The sequence below is a fragment of the Shewanella sp. SW24 genome, assembly GCF_025653395.1.
GTDB classification, from domain to species: domain Bacteria; phylum Pseudomonadota; class Gammaproteobacteria; order Enterobacterales; family Shewanellaceae; genus Shewanella; species Shewanella oncorhynchi.
The window spans coordinates 98,162-114,513 of the sequence record NZ_JAKKSH010000009.1 but is presented as its reverse complement, the minus strand read 5'-3'; the positions used below and the strand labels follow the sequence as shown (position 1 = coordinate 114,513).

The following is a 16,352-nucleotide window of genomic DNA, read 5'->3' as shown; positions in this document are numbered from 1 at the left end:
AAAAAACAGCAGACGTTAATAATTTGTATGATTGCGTTATCAATTTTGCCTTACTTATCTGTCTTGATCATCGACCTCAATCATCACTCAAGTTGAAATACTCCGCTCCAGTTGATCTAAGCCAAACTCACTATATTCGTAAAATGTGAAGTACTGCTAAAGTTAACTAAGGCAATTTGCATACCCCTACTTTCATTGTGTAAAATGCCGCCCCCGCGCACCGCGTCATTTATTAACCCATTTGAGAGTGATTATGTTTAAACCTGAGCTGCTGTCTCCAGCTGGAACCTTAAAGAACATGCGCTACGCCTTTGCCTATGGCGCAGATGCCGTGTATGCCGGTCAGCCAAGATATAGTCTAAGGGTACGTAACAATGACTTTAAAATGGAAAACCTTGCCACTGGGATTGAAGAAGCCCATGCACTCGGTAAAAAGCTGTATGTGGTGAGCAATATCGCGCCCCACAATGCCAAGCTAAAAACCTATATCAAGGACATGGAACCCGTAGTGGCGATGAAGCCTGACGCACTGATCATGTCCGATCCAGGTTTAATCATGATGGTGCGTGAAGCGTTTCCTGATCAAGTGGTGCATTTATCCGTGCAAGCGAATGCCATCAACTGGGCCTCGGTAAAGTTTTGGCAAACCCAAGGCATCAAACGCGTGATCCTGTCACGCGAATTGTCCTTAGATGAAATCGAAGAAATTCGTCAGCGCTGCCCCGATATCGAGCTTGAAGTGTTTGTGCATGGCGCCCTGTGTATGGCGTATTCAGGCCGTTGTTTACTCTCGGGTTATATCAACAAACGCGATCCTAACCAAGGCACCTGCACTAATGCTTGTCGCTGGAAATACGATGTACACGAAGCGCAGCAAAATGACAGCGGTGACATCATTGCCATGCCAAATGCGGTGCAAATTGAAACGCCAACGACCTTAGGCGCAGGCGCTCCCACAGATCAAATTTACCTACTACAGGAAGCCAATCGCCCCGGCGAATACATGCCCGCCTTCGAAGATGAGCACGGCACTTATATCATGAACTCTAAAGACTTACGGGCCATTCAGCACGTTGAGCGCCTGACTAAAATGGGCATAGACTCACTCAAAATTGAAGGCCGCACTAAGTCCTTCTATTACGTTGCCCGTACCGCACAACTGTATCGCCGCGCGATTGAAGATGCTTCATCGGGTAAAGATTTCGACCGCAGTCTAATGAATCAATTAGAAGGCCTAGCCCACCGTGGTTATACCGAAGGCTTTTTACGTCGCCATGTGCATGATGAATACCAAAATTATGACTATGGCTACTCAGTTAGTGACACCCAACAATTTGTAGGTGAACTGACGGGCAAACGTAATCTTGCAGGATTGGCCGAAATTGAAGTAAAAAACAAGTTCTCCGTTGGCGACAGTGTTGAACTGATGACACCGCAAGGCAATATCAGTTTGACGATTGAACAACTCGAAAATCGCAAAGCTGAAGCAGTTGAAGCCGGTTTAGGTTCTGGGCACACTGTGTATCTACCCGTGCCGAAAGAAGTCGATTTGAGCCACGGTATTTTGCTGCGTAACTTGCCCCAAGGTCAAGATACTCGCAACCCACATGAACTAGGTTAAGATCATGGCACTACTGATCGACGATAGCTGCATCAATTGCGACATGTGTGAACCTGAATGTCCTAATCAGGCCATCACTATGGGCGAAGAGATCTATGAAATCGATCCAGACCGTTGCACCGAATGTGTGGGTCACTACGACAAACCGACTTGCGTGTCTGTCTGCCCCATTGATTGCATCGACCCAGATCCAAACCGTGTCGAATCTAACGACGAATTGTTAGTGAAATTTGCCGTGTTAACGCAAAAAGCTTAATCACGTCACCTGACCGAGTGGCTATAATGCCTCTCGGTCAAATCTGCTCTAATACCTGCCATAACCTGCGCAAAACAATCCGCATAAAAAATCACAATAAAGATGCATTTAACGGTATGAGAAACCTTTAAATCGCTTAAATCCAAGCCTTTACTTCAGCATTAGTCAAAACACTACTTTAGACTGACTTCTTTTCAGCGGTGAATGTCAAAAAAGTAGCAGACTGAATTTATCGCTGCTTCACAGTTTGTGGTTCGGACAAAATGTCGCTTGATAAATCACCACTTTTACAAACTCGGTTGTTTTAATAGACTAATAGTTATTATTTTGACGCTTATTTGTACACCTCACTCTTTAGCTAAGTAAAAAGCCATCCACGGTCAAATTGTAAATCAAGTGTTACATTTTAACCTTGTAAATTAGATACGCCTTAAGCACCGAACTGGGCAGGTTGAAAATACCTTCTACATTAAATTATGTCTCGAAGTCCGTGGAGACATAAAAAGAAAATGGAGTTCAACATGCATAAGAAACATTTAATTGCAGTCGCGGTCGCAACTGGACTTGCTTACTTCCCTGTTAACGCTAATGAATACCAAGCGAGTATGGTAAGTGTCCCGCAATCTAAAGCCATCAAAGATACTTACATTGTTGTATTCAATACCCCAAGCGTTCTTAATCTAAGTAATAACAACACCATAGCTGAATTCGCGACGAAACAAGCCGAGAGTTTAGTCAACCAATATGATGTCACTGTGATGAAAAACTTTGGCAATGTGCTCAATGGTGTACTCATCAAGGCCAGCGCCCAACAGATTAAAGCACTGCGTAAAGATCCAAATGTGAAATACATAGAACAAGATCAAATCATGTCAGTAACGCCTATGGTTGAAGCCAATGCCAATCAACCGAGTCCGACCTGGGGCATAGACAGAATCGATCAACGAAACTTGCCATTGGATAGTAACTATCACACGGATTTCGACGGCTCTGGTGTAACCGCCTTTGTGATCGATACTGGCGTGCTTAATACTCACAATGAGTTTGGTGGTCGCGCCAGCAGTGGCTATGATTTTGTGGATAATGATTACGATGCGACTGACTGTAACGGCCATGGTACCCATGTGGCAGGAACTGTTGGCGGTGCTACCTACGGTGTGGCTAAAAACGTCAATCTTGTGGGAGTCAGAGTACTCAACTGTTCAGGTTCAGGTAGTAACTCTGGCGTGATTGCAGGGATAAACTGGGTGAAAAACAATGCTTCCGGCCCCGCCGTCGCAAACATGAGTTTAGGAGGCGGCGCCTCCCAAGCAACTGATGATGCAGTCAATGCCGCAGTTGCCGCAGGGGTCACTTTCGTAGTGGCGGCGGGTAACGACAACAGCAACGCCTGTAATTACTCACCCGCACGGGCGATAAATGCCATCACAGTTGGTTCAACCACCAGTAACGATTCCCGCTCGAGTTTTTCTAACTTCGGGACTTGCCTTGATATCTATGCGCCTGGTTCGAGCATTACGTCCGCTTGGTATAACTCGAATTCAGCGACTAATACCATAAGTGGTACCTCAATGGCTGCCCCACATGTGGCAGGCGTTGCCGCATTATACTTAGATGAAAATCCAAATCTCTCTCCCGCACAGGTGACAAACTTACTCACGACGCGCGCCACGTCAAATAAAGTTACAGACGCTAAAACAGGTTCACCCAATAAATTACTCTTTTCACTCGCAGGCGATGATGGTGGCTGTGGCAATAATTGCCCCGTCGATGAAACACCGCTGCAAAATAATGTGGGTGTCGCAATCAGTGGTGCCACAGGTTCTGCGACGTATTACTACATTGATGTCCCAGTCAATGCGGCAAGTTTAGGGATCAATCTAGCGGGTGGTTCTGGTGATGCGGATATTTATGTCAGCCAAGGGCAAAAACCGACGACAACAAGCTACCAATGCCGCCCCTATCAAAATGGCAACAACGAGAGCTGTAATTTCACCACACCTACGACGGGTCGGTGGTATGTGATGGTGCAAGGCTATAATAATTACGCCAATGCCCAACTGACAGCCAGCTATAACCTGAATGGTGGCGGAAGCTGCACCGATGCAAACTGCTTAACCAATGGCGTACCTGTCACGAATTTAAGCGGGGCAACTGCAACAGAGAAACTTTATAAGATAGTGGTTCCAGCCAATAGCCAACTCAACATTGCCACCAGTGGCGGAACTGGAGATGTAGACCTGTATGTCAAAGCAGGCACTACCCCAACGACCACCAGCTATGATTGCCGTCCCTATAAAAATGGGAACAATGAAAGCTGTTCGATTACCGTGACTCAAGCGGGAACTTACCATGTGATGTTACGCGCTTATTCGAGCTACTCGGGACTACAACTGAGTGCAAGCTACTAACTCATTGACCAAAAGTTTAAATAAAAATAAGCCCACTAAGATAACAACTTAGCGGGCTTCTTTATGGAATTAGCAGTGTGTAGTCTCACTACATAACGTTAAAAGCTTGGGGATTTGGCGAGAATAATTGTCGGTTTCGCTTCAATTTGCAGACGCTCAATCACAGCGGCAAGCTTTTCAACACTAAGACGAATTGGGGCTGGCATACTGGCAAATTCGATACTTAGCAGCAGGTTTTTCACTTCGAGTCCTAATTCAGTATCACCTTGAATACTCAGCTTACGCTGGAAGAATAGCGTGTCGGGATCTTCCTTCGCCGCCGCCACTAACACTAGCTCAGCAGAGTTGGCACTGAAGGTCACCTGCGCATCGGTGAGCTCTCTGACTTGCCACTTGCCATTAAAACTGACTTCGAAGGCTAAGTTTATATCTTCCACTCGAATCGCGACCCATTTATCCATCAAAAATCCAAGCTCATCGTCAGCAGCTTGCTCGGCAAGTAAGAGTTCAAGCAATTGGCTGATGGCTTTTGCTTTGAGGCTAAACGGCATCTTAGCAAGGGGAAAGCCGATGGCTTTTGGGGTGAACTCTAAAAGTTGCTGAGCAAATTTTGCGAAAAAAACAGCGGACATAGCGGGAACCCTACAAGAATAAAACATGATATATCCCAGTTTATCGGGATTTTATGATCTTAAACCTGTTTTAAATCAATTCATCGCCATTCAATCTTACCTACACTCAGCGGCTATCATTTTATCGGGAGCATCACTATGGAGCTGTTGTGTCCAGCAGGAAATCTGGCCTCGCTAAAGTCGGCATTACATGCCGGAGCCGACGCTGTGTATCTAGGGTTAAAAGACGACACCAACGCACGCTCGTTTGCAGGATTAAACTTCACCCCCGCAAAATTGCAAGAAGCCACTGAGCTGACGCAAAAGCACGGCAAAAAAATCTTTTTGACCTTAAATACTTTTCCAAAGCCCGGTGAAGAGCATCGTTGGTATCAGGCTATCGATTTAGCGGCAAAACTGGGTATGGATGCATTAATTGTCGCCGATCTTTCTTTGCTCGATTATGCCCATAGGCACTATCCAAACCTGCCACTGCATTTATCGGTGCAGGCCAGTGCAACCAATCTGGGGGCGCTGAGCTTTTATAAGGAAGCCTTTAACATCGCCAGAGTAGTATTGCCACGGGTGTTATCCATGAAACAAGTACGGGATCTTGCTAAAGTCAGCCCAGTGGATTTGGAAGTATTCGCCTTTGGTAGTCTGTGCATTATGGCCGAAGGGCGTTGCCAGCTGTCATCCTATGTAACGGGCCAATCACCCAACACTGGTGGATCTTGTTCACCAGCAAAACACGTACGCTGGCAAGAAGAAGGACAGAACAGATTAACCCGGCTCAACGATGTGTTAATTGATAAATCGGCCCTCGACGAACAAATGGGTTATCCCGTGGTATGCAAAGGCCGTTACATCACAGCAGATCAAGATTCGCCGCAATATTTACTCGAATCACCAACCAGTTTGAATACCTTAAGCTTACTTCCAGAGCTAGCCAAAGCTGGCATAGTGTCGCTGAAAATCGAAGGACGTCAACGCAGCCCCGCCTATGTTGAACAAGTCACTCGAGTATGGCGTCAAGCCATAGACACCTATCTAAATAATCCAGCGCTGTACTCACAAAGCCAAAATCAACCCCATTGGGAACAAGCCCTAGCGAAAGTATCCGAGGGTCAGATCACTACGCTTGGCGCCTACGAGCGCGATTGGCAATAAAAGGTAAATAGAGAGCAAGATTGACAAAGGACACCTTATGAAGATTTCCCTAGGACCACTGTTGTATTGCTGGCAGAAACAGCAAGTCGCTGACTTTTACCAGCAAGTCGCCGCCAGTCAAATTCCCTTAGTGTATTTAGGTGAGGCGGTTTGTAGCCGCAGACGCGAACTCAAGTGGGGCGATTATCTAGAGCTGGCGCAAATGCTCAAGCAGGCGGGTAAAGAAGTCGTGCTTTCGACGCTGGCCTTAATCGAAGCGCCATCTGAATATACTGAGCTCAAACGCCAGGTCGATAACGGTGAATTTATCGTCGAAGCAAACGATATGGCGGCAGTGTATCTTGCCAAAGAGCGTAATTTGCCCTTTGTCTGCGGCGCGAGTATCAATAACTACAATCGCGCCAGTTTAGACATTTTACAGCAGTTTGGAATGCAAAGATTTGTGATGCCAGTGGAGCTATCTAAGGCTTGGTTACAACAAGTGATTCAAGAGCAGCCATCATTTGAGGTGGAAGTGCTCGGCCACGGCTATTTACCACTCGCCCATTCAGCGCGCTGCTTTACCGCTAGACACAAACAGCTCACGAAAGATCATTGCGAAACGGTGTGCCGTGAATACAGTAAAGGACTACTCGCGCAAACCCAAGAGCAGCAGCCTTTACTCAGGCTCAATGGAATTCAAACCCAATCCGCTAGCTGTTTAGATTTACGCAGTGAAATAGCGGTAATGACACAAATGGGGGTCGATGTGTTTCGAGTATCACCCAGTAGTCTTGACTGCATCACTAAAGCCAATGCTTTGGTCGATACGATTCAAGCGACTAAAAATACTCAGGATTTTTCGATGAATAGCAAACTTGGTACAACCCAGTGCAACGGTTATTGGTTTGGTGAAGCGGGCCTTGCTGTGCATGTGAATCCATAGCCTAAAGCTGAAGATAAGCCTAAATTTAAAGATAACTCAGCCAATGATTTTGGGATCTTGGCTGAAGCTTAACTGGCTAAAAAGCAGCACACTTGTCCAACATAATAAACTTCCCAGTCCAATCCATTCTAGTAGGGCTGGCCACCACAAAGTAGGACGCGGCAGTTGCAATACCATCTCCTGATAAAACGGTCTATCACCTTCGGTCAAACCTAAATTGAGCTGTGGTGCATACAGAAACGTCAACATGCTACATAAGACTATTAACGCCAACAACCCAGTCCAACGGCCAAAGTTAGACTTGCCGAAACAGACCAAGGCTAAATAGAAGATCGCACTCAAACTCCCCAGATAGAAAAACCATTTCAGCCCAAGAACATGCAAGTGATACACGTTCACCGGAAATAATCCCACGCTCGCTAAAGCCAGAAAAGTGAGAGCCAAACTGATAAAGAAAGGGTATCCCCAGCAAGAAGTCACCTGCTGCAAAGAAGACAAACAATAGAAAACGAGGCTTAAACTGCCAAAAAACAATCCACCGTTAAGAATGACAGCGAAAGACGAATGACCATAAGTCCCTAATTCACTTAGGGTGTGATTCAAAAAATTGAAGCGATGGAATTCAGAATCATCGAACCCCAAAACAGTAATAACAATGCCAATTAAAAGCCCAAAGATCCCCAAAAAACCAAACTTAATGGCCAGTGTTGAGCCGCCTTTAATCGTAACCTTCTGTACTTTTGCGATCATGAATACTAGAGCTGGATGGGAGTAATACTAACTTACATGGAAATGAGAAGATTTAAAGCGGCGGGTATCCGCTTTATGAATAATATTTTTACTTTCATCGTTATTTGCGACTTTTTAGTCAATCACAAAAGCATCAAGATAATGGAGAAGGTCACTTTTAGAGATAAGTCGATTTAAAGGCTTATCGCATAAAAATGTGTCCTAGTGCCCAAGGCTCCTTAACATTACCGCGATATGCACAACAGGTTCTCGCCAACGCTATATAGCCAGAGTTATCTCTATTGCACTTTCAAATCGAACAGAAAACCAGCCAACATAGCGGTAGCGCTAAAGTTGCTGATGTTTTTTTGTGCAGAAATAACATCTAGATAGTTTCACACACATCAGTAAACAAGTAATTAACCAGTCGTTAACCCACCTAAGGCAAATGATGTTAAGGCCATGTTTAATAATGCTTTTACAGTAATGCAAGCCAATATAACCACTCTTAATTTATCGACAACTAAAGTAAAATAACTATGCTGTTTTGCTGCTTATATCAAACTAACTAGCGAATCGTTTTACATAGAGAAGCTAAGCGAGTAATCTTCCCCATTCTCGTTTTTGAGTTGAATTTAAATGCACCTTAATTAGCGTCGACAGCTTGTTACGTGCGGCTATTTATTCAAATTTACCATGTACGACTCGTACTTTAAGGTGTACAACATTGGCTACTGAAAATAAAAACCGAAACATTAAGACGATACTCACCTTTATCGTCCCTTCGCTGATTGGTCTGTTGTTATTTATGACCCCTATCAGCTACAACGATGCGATCACAATTCCTATCGCTATCATATCTAAAGCACTGCAAGGCGCATTGAGCGGTGTGCTAACCCTCATTGTGACTATTATTGTTGTGACTACGGCGCTGGCCTCTTTGCTGTCAAAAGTGTTTAAGCCCACATTCGTTACACAAAATCACTTCCTTAATGGTTTATTGAATGTCAGCCCTATGTGGTTGACGACTCGGATCTTAGGTGCAGTGTTTATCGTACTGACTTACTTAGGTTTAGGTCCAGAGATCATCAACTCCTCGAGCACTGGCGCATTAGTCTTAAACGACTTATTACCTGTGTTGTTCTCGGTATTTATCTTTGCAGGTATGTTACTGCCGCTGCTGCTGAACTTCGGCCTACTCGAGCTCTTTGGCACACTCTTAACGAAAGTGATGCGTCCCGTGTTCAATCTACCGGGTCGTAGCGCTATCGATTGTATGGCCTCATGGTTAGGTGATGGCAGTGTCGGTATTTTGCTGACCAGCAAACAATACGAAGCCCGTTTTTATACCCAGAGAGAAGCCGCAGTTATTGGTACAACCTTCTCGGCGGTATCGATTACCTTCAGCTTAGTGGTGATCTCACAAGTTAAGTTAGAGCATATGTTTGTGCCCTTTTATTTGACTGTGTGCCTCGCGGGTTTTGCCGCCGCTGTGATTGTGCCTAAGTTGCCACCATTATCGTGGAAGAAAGACAACTACATAGATGACACACCACGCATGCCAGATGATGAGCTGATCCCCGCTGGACATGGCGCCTTATCTTGGGGCTTTGATAAAGCCTTAGAAAAAGCCGCCAGTGCTGGTGGCATAAAAGCGGTCTTAAATGAAGGCATTAAAAACGTTGTCGATATGGTGTTTGGTATTATTCCTGTGGTAATGGCCATTGGTACGCTGGCACTGATTATTGCCGAGCACACGCCCATATTTAACTATCTGGGTATGCCGTTTATTCCATTACTCGAATTACTGCATATTCCAGAAGCCACTGAAGCCTCTAAAACAATCGTAGTCGGTTTTGCGGATATGTTTATTCCGTCAATCCTTGCCAGCTCAATTGAATCAGATATGACCCGCTTTGTAATTGCAGCCTTATCTGTGACTCAGTTGATCTATATGAGTGAAGTCGGTGCACTGCTTATCGGCAGTAAAATCCCCGTCAACTTCGTTGAGCTTTTCGTAGTGTTTATTCTACGCACCTTAGTGACACTGCCTGTTATCGCAGGTGTAGCCCATTTATTGTTCTAAAAGCTAACGGCAACAATAGCTCAGCTAAAAGGGGAGTCAGGTTAACTGACTCCCCTTTTTTGTAGTAACTCATACACGAACTGACAGTTTTGATTATATCGCGTGACTTAATCGTACAATCTCCACTCGACACCACACAACTCACTTTTGGACAAAAGCGTGATAGACCCTTTGCTCTAACTCGTCAGTTTCGGATTAAAATTTCTATGCATTAACACATTACTAATTGGCTGTCGTAGCGCAGGCATTCCAGTGGAGGCCATGCTGTTTGTGGCCGGAACGTAATTAAGTAACTAGTTAGCTGAACTGCATTAAATCATTCGATTTAGTTTGTTTATTTTCAATAACTTGCTGCATTTTGTAAAGGAAGTCTATTGCCGAATCACAAAATTGCGCCACATCAAAAAAGAAGATCCAGTTATTATTATCTTGTTTCCCACTCAAGGTAATTTGACCGCTCCACCAAGTAAATTCTTTGTTGTAGTTTATATTACCTTGATAATCTAAATGCACTTCATCTGCATGGATAATTTTGTTACAAAGAAATCTTAAATTCTTAGATTTCTTTGTAACTTTCCTCTCATAAATATCGATATCATTTTCTGGTTTAAATGGACAAAACTCATCAAATGATCTGAGCTTAACGGCGAGTTCTATTAAAGATTCGGACACAGAAAGCTTCAGGGTTTTCGAATAAGATTCTTTGTCGTACATACTAAGGTTTGCTCTATACATATACCTACGACATAAATCTTCACCTGCTATAGCTAAACTAGCAAGATTCATCAGTTTAACGTTTAAGCTTGATATTGAAATGTAATGTGACATTGAGACTCCGAAACAGCTAACGTCTTAGAATTTATGCATTGCGCTGTTTATAGGGCATAAATCGCTTGTTGGATTTGGCCGCTACCACATCCATGTTAATTGGTATAAATGATGCTATAGGAATTTGCTTTTTTACGGTAGCGATTTTTTATACAGTTTTATGGGTAATCACTTGATATCGTTTTAGCTTTTTCATACTTCTACGCTCACTTTCGACTGATGATTGACCTTGGTTGACAGCATTTTGGCCCCGCATTCAGGCTGACACTCATACCTCATTTTCTCATTGGCTAGAGTAATTGCGGTTGATAACTGATAAGGCCAGAACTCTGTTGCATTACTAAAATTAGGTCAATGTTCTAATGCTTGAGTTAGCTAGATGCAACTTTGCTAACGAGAAAAGGGACAATTCCGAGTTAAAGCATTAACTCTAACTCGTCAGTTTCGTATAAAAATTTCTATGGATTAACGTTTGGTTAAGGGGCGGGCTTTAGCCCGTCCCAGTGAGCGCAGCGAACGATTTGAACCAGTTGTTAGACCTGGACTCCGAGCTAGCCTTTTACTATTGCTTTCTAGATGCGGCGTCTTTAATAAGCCATTGCATGGCTGCTGCATAAAAAGCAAAACCTGCAATAACAAAGTCGATTCGGTTGCCTTCAGAACCAAAAGCTAGTCGCTCCCCTGGGCGTTTAACGACAAGCTCAATATAGCGATTTTCGACCGGAGTGAAATTTTTATCAATTTCGCTCAGGCTATTCACAGCACGTGAGAGTTCTTTAATATCACCGCCCAGGATTGAAGTGTCGGGTTTATGAGCTAGTTTATTTCGTATGACATTTATCTGGTAAATTGTCCGTACTATAGGCAATGGCAGGCCAAATGCTGCTGCCAATGATAGCTTTCCTCCGAAATCACGCGGTAGTTTTGCGTATTTCGATATTTCACCATGACTTTTTTCTTTGATATAGAAGGTCAGGAGTTGCTCTACTGCGAGGTGCAAGCGAAGAACTGACCCAAGTTCGTCATCGGTCTCTGCGGCAGCTATGATGGTTTTGAATTTTTCTAGATCATTGATTTCTAGGTCAACTGTTTTAATGTTTTCTACAATCTCATGCATTATCCGCTACCTTGCGTTTTTGTGTGGAGGTCTAACGCCGCCATAAAGGGCGAGCGAAGCGAGTCCAGCCCACGGCCTTTTGTGGGCTGTCTTTGATGGCCTGGTTATGTGATTACTCTTCATCGTATTCAAAATCTGAAGCCACCCATTCACTAAAACTGCTACAAACAAACTCACTTAACTCAGGGTCCATGCTTCCATGATCTATAAGAGCAACTTTCGGATCTTGATCACTAAGTTTAAGAATAAATGCCATACCACCGCCATCATTACCGATATTAATATAGTCTGGGGCGTATTCCTTTGTTTGATAGCACTCATTTCTCTCAATAAGCATATCTGGCAAATAAAGGTAAACATCTCCGTCCAGCTCTTTGTCGAAGGACAAAAGGAATTGTCGATAGGTTTTAGGTAGAGTGCACCCAAAATATTTTTCTACTTCGACTATATGATTCATAATATTTTCACATAACATTTTATTAGTGCGCATGCGCGTTTACCTCATTAGACCAGTTAAAACGCGCACAGTTAACTACCTGTATGCAAAGAACTTATCAGCTTTCTATCAAATACACCATCTGGAAAAACGCGCATGCGCGTTTTCCAAACCTATTAACTAATTTTGGAAAAATATATACAAATGATTTTAAAGGGTTTTGTTAATTTCATGCTGGATAAACGCGTAAAAAAATGAGCTTAAAAACACTCAAAAGCATCTAAATTTAAATACGACTGTACCCATACATTGTTAGTCGCTTTACGGTAGGGCCAAACATTCGTTAAATAGATGAGATTTTGTAGGGCAATTTATTCGTCCGTTTTCGACTCACTAAATGAATGCTAGCAAGCTTTGGGGCAGAAGTAAGTTAAACCAACCTATCGGATCTAATTGCATCCTGATGTGAATCTTGCAGGTTCAGTCCAGGCTAATTCACCTTTTGTCATCTGCATGTCATCTAAACTTCATCATTCGGTCAAAGCCCCCCACTAAGCTCATATTCGTTAACAGCCTAATGGGGTGAATACGAGATGACAGGATTTAATTTCAGGAAACTTGAGAGGTCTACGCGGGAAGAGATAAATGACCCCAGCCTTTCCCCTCCCATCTTTAATCGCTCAACACAAACGCCAACATTAGCACCAACATCCTCAAATCAATCCAATTGTGCCGCTATTACCCCATCCGCATTAACTTCAACCCATACAGCAAGCATCACAGTTAACGCCCTCTGGTTGTCAGATATCCATTTAGGCTGTAAGGATTGCAAGGCTGACTACCTGCTCAGCTTGCTTGAAACCGTGCGTTGTCAGCACTTGTATCTGGTCGGTGACATAGTCGATTTATGGGCGTTGAAACGTAAGCTGCACTGGCCCGATAGCCACAATAAGGTACTGCAGAAATTCATTGAACTGGCACAAAACGGCACCCAAGTGATTTATCTGCCGGGCAACCACGACGAACTGATTAAACCCTACGCCGAGCTAAGCCTGTGGAATATTAAAATTGCCCGCCAACATATTCACCACGGAATTGGCGGCCATAAACTCTTGATGCTCCACGGGGATCAGTTTGATGCCGATGTGTGTGTCGGCCGTTTCTACGCCATATTGGGCGACCATTTATATGACCTATTATTGTTCCTCAATCGCAATCTCCATAGCTTGCGGGAACGCTTAGGTTACCCCTATTGGTCACTGGCAAGTTATATCAAGTCCAAAGTGGGTAAGGCTCAAGCCGCTATTGGACATTACCGTCAAGCGGTACTCAACTATGCCCAGCACTTTGATGTTGACGGTGTGATCTGCGGTCATATCCATCAGCCCGAACTCTCGACTCACCCCAGAGCAGCCCAATATTACTCACCACTCAGTCCCTCTGAAAAGAGGCAGATCATCTACGCCAACGACGGTGACTGGGTCGAAAACTGCAGTTTAATCACAGAAACCTTAAGCGGCGAATTACAACTTTGCCGCTGGAACGAGCAAACGCTCAAGCTCGATATTCTCAACAGTATAGCGCTGGTACAACAGCCGCCTGAGACGCACAAAGACAAGCAACAAAAAACGGCAGCGCAGCAAATGCCAAACATAAATACCGGCGAAACTCGCCCAAGGGATGTTGCCTAACACTATGAATCAATTACATAATGCTATGGAATACAATGAACAAATGCTAAACAGCAGCCTTAGCCATAACAAGCATACTGTGCCGTTCAAGGCGAATAACATGATTTTTACCGTTGATAATGTGGTTGAACAAAATCTGCCAGCGATCAATGACAAACCTTGGCTCGCTAAACCTGCCAAGGCCATGCTGCGTTACCTGCTCAATGAAAAACAGTGCAACGATATCGCCAGTCAATATACCTATTTACAGGGCGTAGACTTTGTCGAACAAATGCTGGCGAGTTTTGACTTTAGTTTTACCGTGCCCGCCAACGAGATAGAAAACATTCCCTGTGAAGGCCGAGTGGTCATATTCGCGAACCATCCTATAGGTTCACTCGATGCATTAGCGCTCATCAAACTCATCAGTGAAGTTCGCCCTGATATAAAAGTCGTCGCGAATGAACTCTTGATGGCGCTGGAACCGCTGCACTCAATCCTACTGCCAGTGCGCAATATGACCGGCGGCACACCGAAACAGCATTTAGAAAAAATCCACCAGCACCTGCGTAACGAAGGCGCAGTGCTGATTTTTCCGTCGGGCGAAGTCTCGCGTCTGCGCCCTAACGGCGTGCGTGATACCCAATGGCACTCAGGCTTTTTAAAGATGGCGATTTCCTGCAATGCGCCCCTACTGCCAATATTTTTAGATGCCAAAAACTCTGCCACTTTCTACGGCGCATCTATGATTTACAAGCCACTTGCGACACTGCTGCTAGTGAAGGAAATGTTCAAGCAGGCTAAACGTAATATGCCGATCCGCATTGGCGAGCTCATTTCTAATGAAGCCGTACGCTCAATGGACTTTCCACTCAAGACCAAGATAAAACTGCTTAAAAATCACTTGTATCGTATTGGCAAAGATAAAGATCCTCTGTTTATCACCCAGAGCGCTATCGCCCACCCCGAATCGCGCCGTGAACTGCAAGCGGCACTGCAACAATGTGAACTTCTAGGGGAAACGCAAGATAACAAGTTGATTTATCTGTACCAACACCACGACAGTAATCCCATCATGCGGGAAATCGGCCGCCTGAGGGAAATCGCCTTTCGCGCCGTAGGCGAAGGTTCGGGCAAGCGCCGCGATATCGATAAATACGATTCCTACTACCAACACTTAGTGTTGTGGGATAAAGAGCAGTTTGAAATTATCGGCGCCTATCGTTTTGCCAGTGGTGAGCAAGTCTTAGCAAAATATGGCAACAACGCACTCTACAGCCAATCCCTATTCCAATACGCCGACAGCTTTATGCCCTTTGTGAAGCAAGGGTTAGAACTCGGTCGCAGCTTTGTGCAGCCTAAATATTGGGGTAAACGCAGTTTAGATTATCTGTGGTTTGGCATTGGGGCTTATCTCGCCAAGCATCCTGAATATCGTTATCTATTTGGCCCAGTGTCCATCAGTAATCAACTGCCTGGAAGTGCTAGGGAAATGCTAGTGCACTTTTATGCGCGGGAATTTGCACCTGCGCAGCAGATGGCAGTTTCCATGTCACCCTTTGGCTTATCTAAATCCCAAAAAGCTAAGTTAGATGACTTGTATTTCTCCGAGGATTATCAGAGTAACTTTAAGCAACTCAAACAAGTGCTCGCGAGTATGGGGGCGGCCGTACCTACGCTCTACAAACAATATGGTGAACTGTGTAAAGCGGATGGGGTTAAGTTTCTCGCCTTTGGTATCGACGCCGACTTTGGCGATTGTATCGATGGCTTAGTGCTGGTGGACACCCACAAACTGAAAGGTAAAAAGTATCAACGCTACATAGGCGCACACTTGCCCGAATCGGAGCGGATGCCAATCACAGCAGATGATGAGCCAGAGGTCCAAGATCTTTGAGTTAAAACTTTGTAATGGGTGTTGGCTAAACTTGCACCACTCTGTTATAAGTAACTGTAATGCTGCGCATTAACAGAGCGCATCTTAGGATGCGCAAGCTTAACAGGGGATCATCATGCCGATCATTATCGCCGATATTATGAGTACCCGAGTCGTCACGGTTGAAATGGACGATCGATTAACTGTGGCGAAGGAAATCTTCGACCAAGCGAGCTTTCATCACTTGTTGGTCGTCGATGAGTACCAACTTGAAGGCGTGTTATCGGAGCGGGATCTATTGCGCGCGATTAGCCCGAACTTGGGCAGTAGCGCGGAAACCGCAAGAGACTTAGAAACCCTACAAAAACGTGTACATCAAGTGATGACGCGTAATCCGGTTACCGTCGCACCTCACATCAATTTAGACACGGCCACCCGCATGTTATTAGATAACAATATAGGCTGCTTACCCGTGTTAGAGGACGGTAAATTGGTTGGGATTGTTACTTGGAAAGACTTATTACGTGCCTATTGTGAGTACAGAGCACAAAATCAAAGCGAGTGCTAATCCTAAGACGGCACTCGCTTCTGTTCTCAATAACTCAGTTCAAATCAC

The 16,352-nt window shown here is 44.5% G+C and carries 14 protein-coding genes; 9 read left to right on the top strand and 5 right to left on the bottom strand.

Features of this window, described 5'->3' with window-relative positions:
• The first annotated feature begins 253 nt into the window (after positions 1-253).
• The 3 genes from yegQ to L5M17_RS09680 all read left to right on the top strand — a co-directional run bounded on the left by yegQ (position 254) and on the right by L5M17_RS09680 (position 4,288).
• A complete protein-coding gene (gene yegQ, locus L5M17_RS09690; protein WP_105251727.1) occupies positions 254-1,621 on the top strand; it encodes a tRNA 5-hydroxyuridine modification protein YegQ in 1,368 nt (455 codons plus the stop codon).
• Positions 1,622-1,625: 4 nt separating this feature from the next.
• Complete coding sequence (locus L5M17_RS09685; RefSeq protein WP_006082676.1) at positions 1,626-1,877, top strand: YfhL family 4Fe-4S dicluster ferredoxin; 252 nt, start codon at positions 1,626-1,628, stop codon at positions 1,875-1,877.
• A 521-nt stretch (positions 1,878-2,398) separates the two neighbouring features.
• Complete coding sequence (locus tag L5M17_RS09680) at positions 2,399-4,288, top strand: S8 family peptidase (RefSeq protein ID WP_263146936.1); 1,890 nt, start codon at positions 2,399-2,401, stop codon at positions 4,286-4,288.
• Positions 4,289-4,386: 98 nt separating this feature from the next.
• Here L5M17_RS09680 and L5M17_RS09675 read toward each other — a convergent pair whose 3' ends face one another.
• The gene (locus L5M17_RS09675) at positions 4,387-4,920 is read right to left on the bottom strand and encodes an SCP2 domain-containing protein (RefSeq protein ID WP_113939323.1); all 534 of its coding nucleotides are present in this window, start codon (positions 4,918-4,920) and stop codon (positions 4,387-4,389) included.
• A gap of 138 nt (positions 4,921-5,058) precedes the next feature.
• Here L5M17_RS09675 and L5M17_RS09670 point away from each other — a divergent pair, with 138 nt between their 5' ends.
• Positions 5,059-6,069, top strand: coding sequence for a peptidase U32 family protein (locus tag L5M17_RS09670; protein ID WP_113939322.1), 1,011 nt, complete (start codon positions 5,059-5,061; stop codon positions 6,067-6,069).
• Between the two features lie 37 nt (positions 6,070-6,106).
• Positions 6,107-6,994 (top strand): U32 family peptidase, encoded by an 888-nt coding sequence (locus L5M17_RS09665; protein WP_263146933.1) that lies wholly within the window; start codon positions 6,107-6,109, stop codon positions 6,992-6,994.
• A 36-nt stretch (positions 6,995-7,030) separates the two neighbouring features.
• Here the strand turns inward: L5M17_RS09665 and L5M17_RS09660 are convergent, their stop codons facing one another.
• A complete protein-coding gene (locus L5M17_RS09660) occupies positions 7,031-7,744 on the bottom strand; it encodes a hypothetical protein (RefSeq protein ID WP_028761881.1) in 714 nt (237 codons plus the stop codon).
• 706 nt (positions 7,745-8,450) lie between these two features.
• Between L5M17_RS09660 and L5M17_RS09655 the strand changes: the two genes are divergently transcribed.
• Positions 8,451-9,809 (top strand): YjiH family protein, encoded by a 1,359-nt coding sequence (locus L5M17_RS09655; RefSeq protein WP_173243401.1) that lies wholly within the window; start codon positions 8,451-8,453, stop codon positions 9,807-9,809.
• A gap of 297 nt (positions 9,810-10,106) precedes the next feature.
• On the opposite strand, the gene L5M17_RS09650 is transcribed toward L5M17_RS09655, so the two are convergent.
• The 3 genes from L5M17_RS09650 to L5M17_RS09640 all read right to left on the bottom strand — a co-directional run bounded on the left by L5M17_RS09650 (position 10,107) and on the right by L5M17_RS09640 (position 12,244).
• Positions 10,107-10,637, bottom strand: coding sequence for a hypothetical protein (locus L5M17_RS09650; protein ID WP_263146930.1), 531 nt, complete (start codon positions 10,635-10,637; stop codon positions 10,107-10,109).
• Between the two features lie 562 nt (positions 10,638-11,199).
• Positions 11,200-11,754 (bottom strand): hypothetical protein, encoded by a 555-nt coding sequence (locus L5M17_RS09645; protein WP_263146929.1) that lies wholly within the window; start codon positions 11,752-11,754, stop codon positions 11,200-11,202.
• 112 nt (positions 11,755-11,866) lie between these two features.
• Entirely contained in the window at positions 11,867-12,244 is a 378-nt protein-coding gene (locus L5M17_RS09640; RefSeq protein WP_263146927.1) for an SMI1/KNR4 family protein, read from the bottom strand.
• 539 nt (positions 12,245-12,783) lie between these two features.
• Between L5M17_RS09640 and L5M17_RS09635 the strand changes: the two genes are divergently transcribed.
• The 3 genes from L5M17_RS09635 (at position 12,784) to L5M17_RS09625 (ending at position 16,304) form a co-directional block, all read left to right on the top strand.
• Positions 12,784-13,881 (top strand): UDP-2,3-diacylglucosamine diphosphatase, encoded by a 1,098-nt coding sequence (locus tag L5M17_RS09635; RefSeq protein WP_263146926.1) that lies wholly within the window; start codon positions 12,784-12,786, stop codon positions 13,879-13,881.
• Positions 13,871-15,757 (top strand): lysophospholipid acyltransferase family protein, encoded by a 1,887-nt coding sequence (locus L5M17_RS09630; protein WP_263146924.1) that lies wholly within the window; start codon positions 13,871-13,873, stop codon positions 15,755-15,757. Before L5M17_RS09635 ends, L5M17_RS09630 begins: the two co-directional genes overlap by 11 nt.
• A 115-nt stretch (positions 15,758-15,872) precedes the next feature.
• Entirely contained in the window at positions 15,873-16,304 is a 432-nt protein-coding gene (locus L5M17_RS09625; RefSeq protein ID WP_113939315.1) for a CBS domain-containing protein, read from the top strand.
• Positions 16,305-16,352: the final 48 nt, after the last annotated feature.

Excerpts from the sequence above, each read along its gene's own strand:
- L5M17_RS09625 (WP_113939315.1), top strand. The coding sequence starts at position 15,873 with ATGCCGATCATTATCGCCGATATTATGAGTACCCGAGTCGTCACGGTT.
- L5M17_RS09635 (WP_263146926.1), top strand. The coding sequence starts at position 12,784 with ATGACAGGATTTAATTTCAGGAAACTTGAGAGGTCTACGCGGGAAGAG.
- L5M17_RS09660 (WP_028761881.1), bottom strand. The coding sequence starts at position 7,744 with ATGATCGCAAAAGTACAGAAGGTTACGATTAAAGGCGGCTCAACACTG.
- L5M17_RS09650 (WP_263146930.1), bottom strand. The coding sequence starts at position 10,637 with ATGTCACATTACATTTCAATATCAAGCTTAAACGTTAAACTGATGAAT.
- L5M17_RS09630 (WP_263146924.1), top strand. The coding sequence starts at position 13,871 with ATGTTGCCTAACACTATGAATCAATTACATAATGCTATGGAATACAAT.
- L5M17_RS09645 (WP_263146929.1), bottom strand. The coding sequence starts at position 11,754 with ATGCATGAGATTGTAGAAAACATTAAAACAGTTGACCTAGAAATCAAT.
- L5M17_RS09680 (WP_263146936.1), top strand. The coding sequence starts at position 2,399 with ATGCATAAGAAACATTTAATTGCAGTCGCGGTCGCAACTGGACTTGCT.
- L5M17_RS09670 (WP_113939322.1), top strand. The coding sequence starts at position 5,059 with ATGGAGCTGTTGTGTCCAGCAGGAAATCTGGCCTCGCTAAAGTCGGCA.
- L5M17_RS09665 (WP_263146933.1), top strand. The coding sequence starts at position 6,107 with ATGAAGATTTCCCTAGGACCACTGTTGTATTGCTGGCAGAAACAGCAA.
- yegQ (WP_105251727.1), top strand. The coding sequence starts at position 254 with ATGTTTAAACCTGAGCTGCTGTCTCCAGCTGGAACCTTAAAGAACATG.
- L5M17_RS09675 (WP_113939323.1), bottom strand. The coding sequence starts at position 4,920 with ATGTCCGCTGTTTTTTTCGCAAAATTTGCTCAGCAACTTTTAGAGTTC.
- L5M17_RS09640 (WP_263146927.1), bottom strand. The coding sequence starts at position 12,244 with ATGCGCACTAATAAAATGTTATGTGAAAATATTATGAATCATATAGTC.
- L5M17_RS09685 (WP_006082676.1), top strand. The coding sequence starts at position 1,626 with ATGGCACTACTGATCGACGATAGCTGCATCAATTGCGACATGTGTGAA.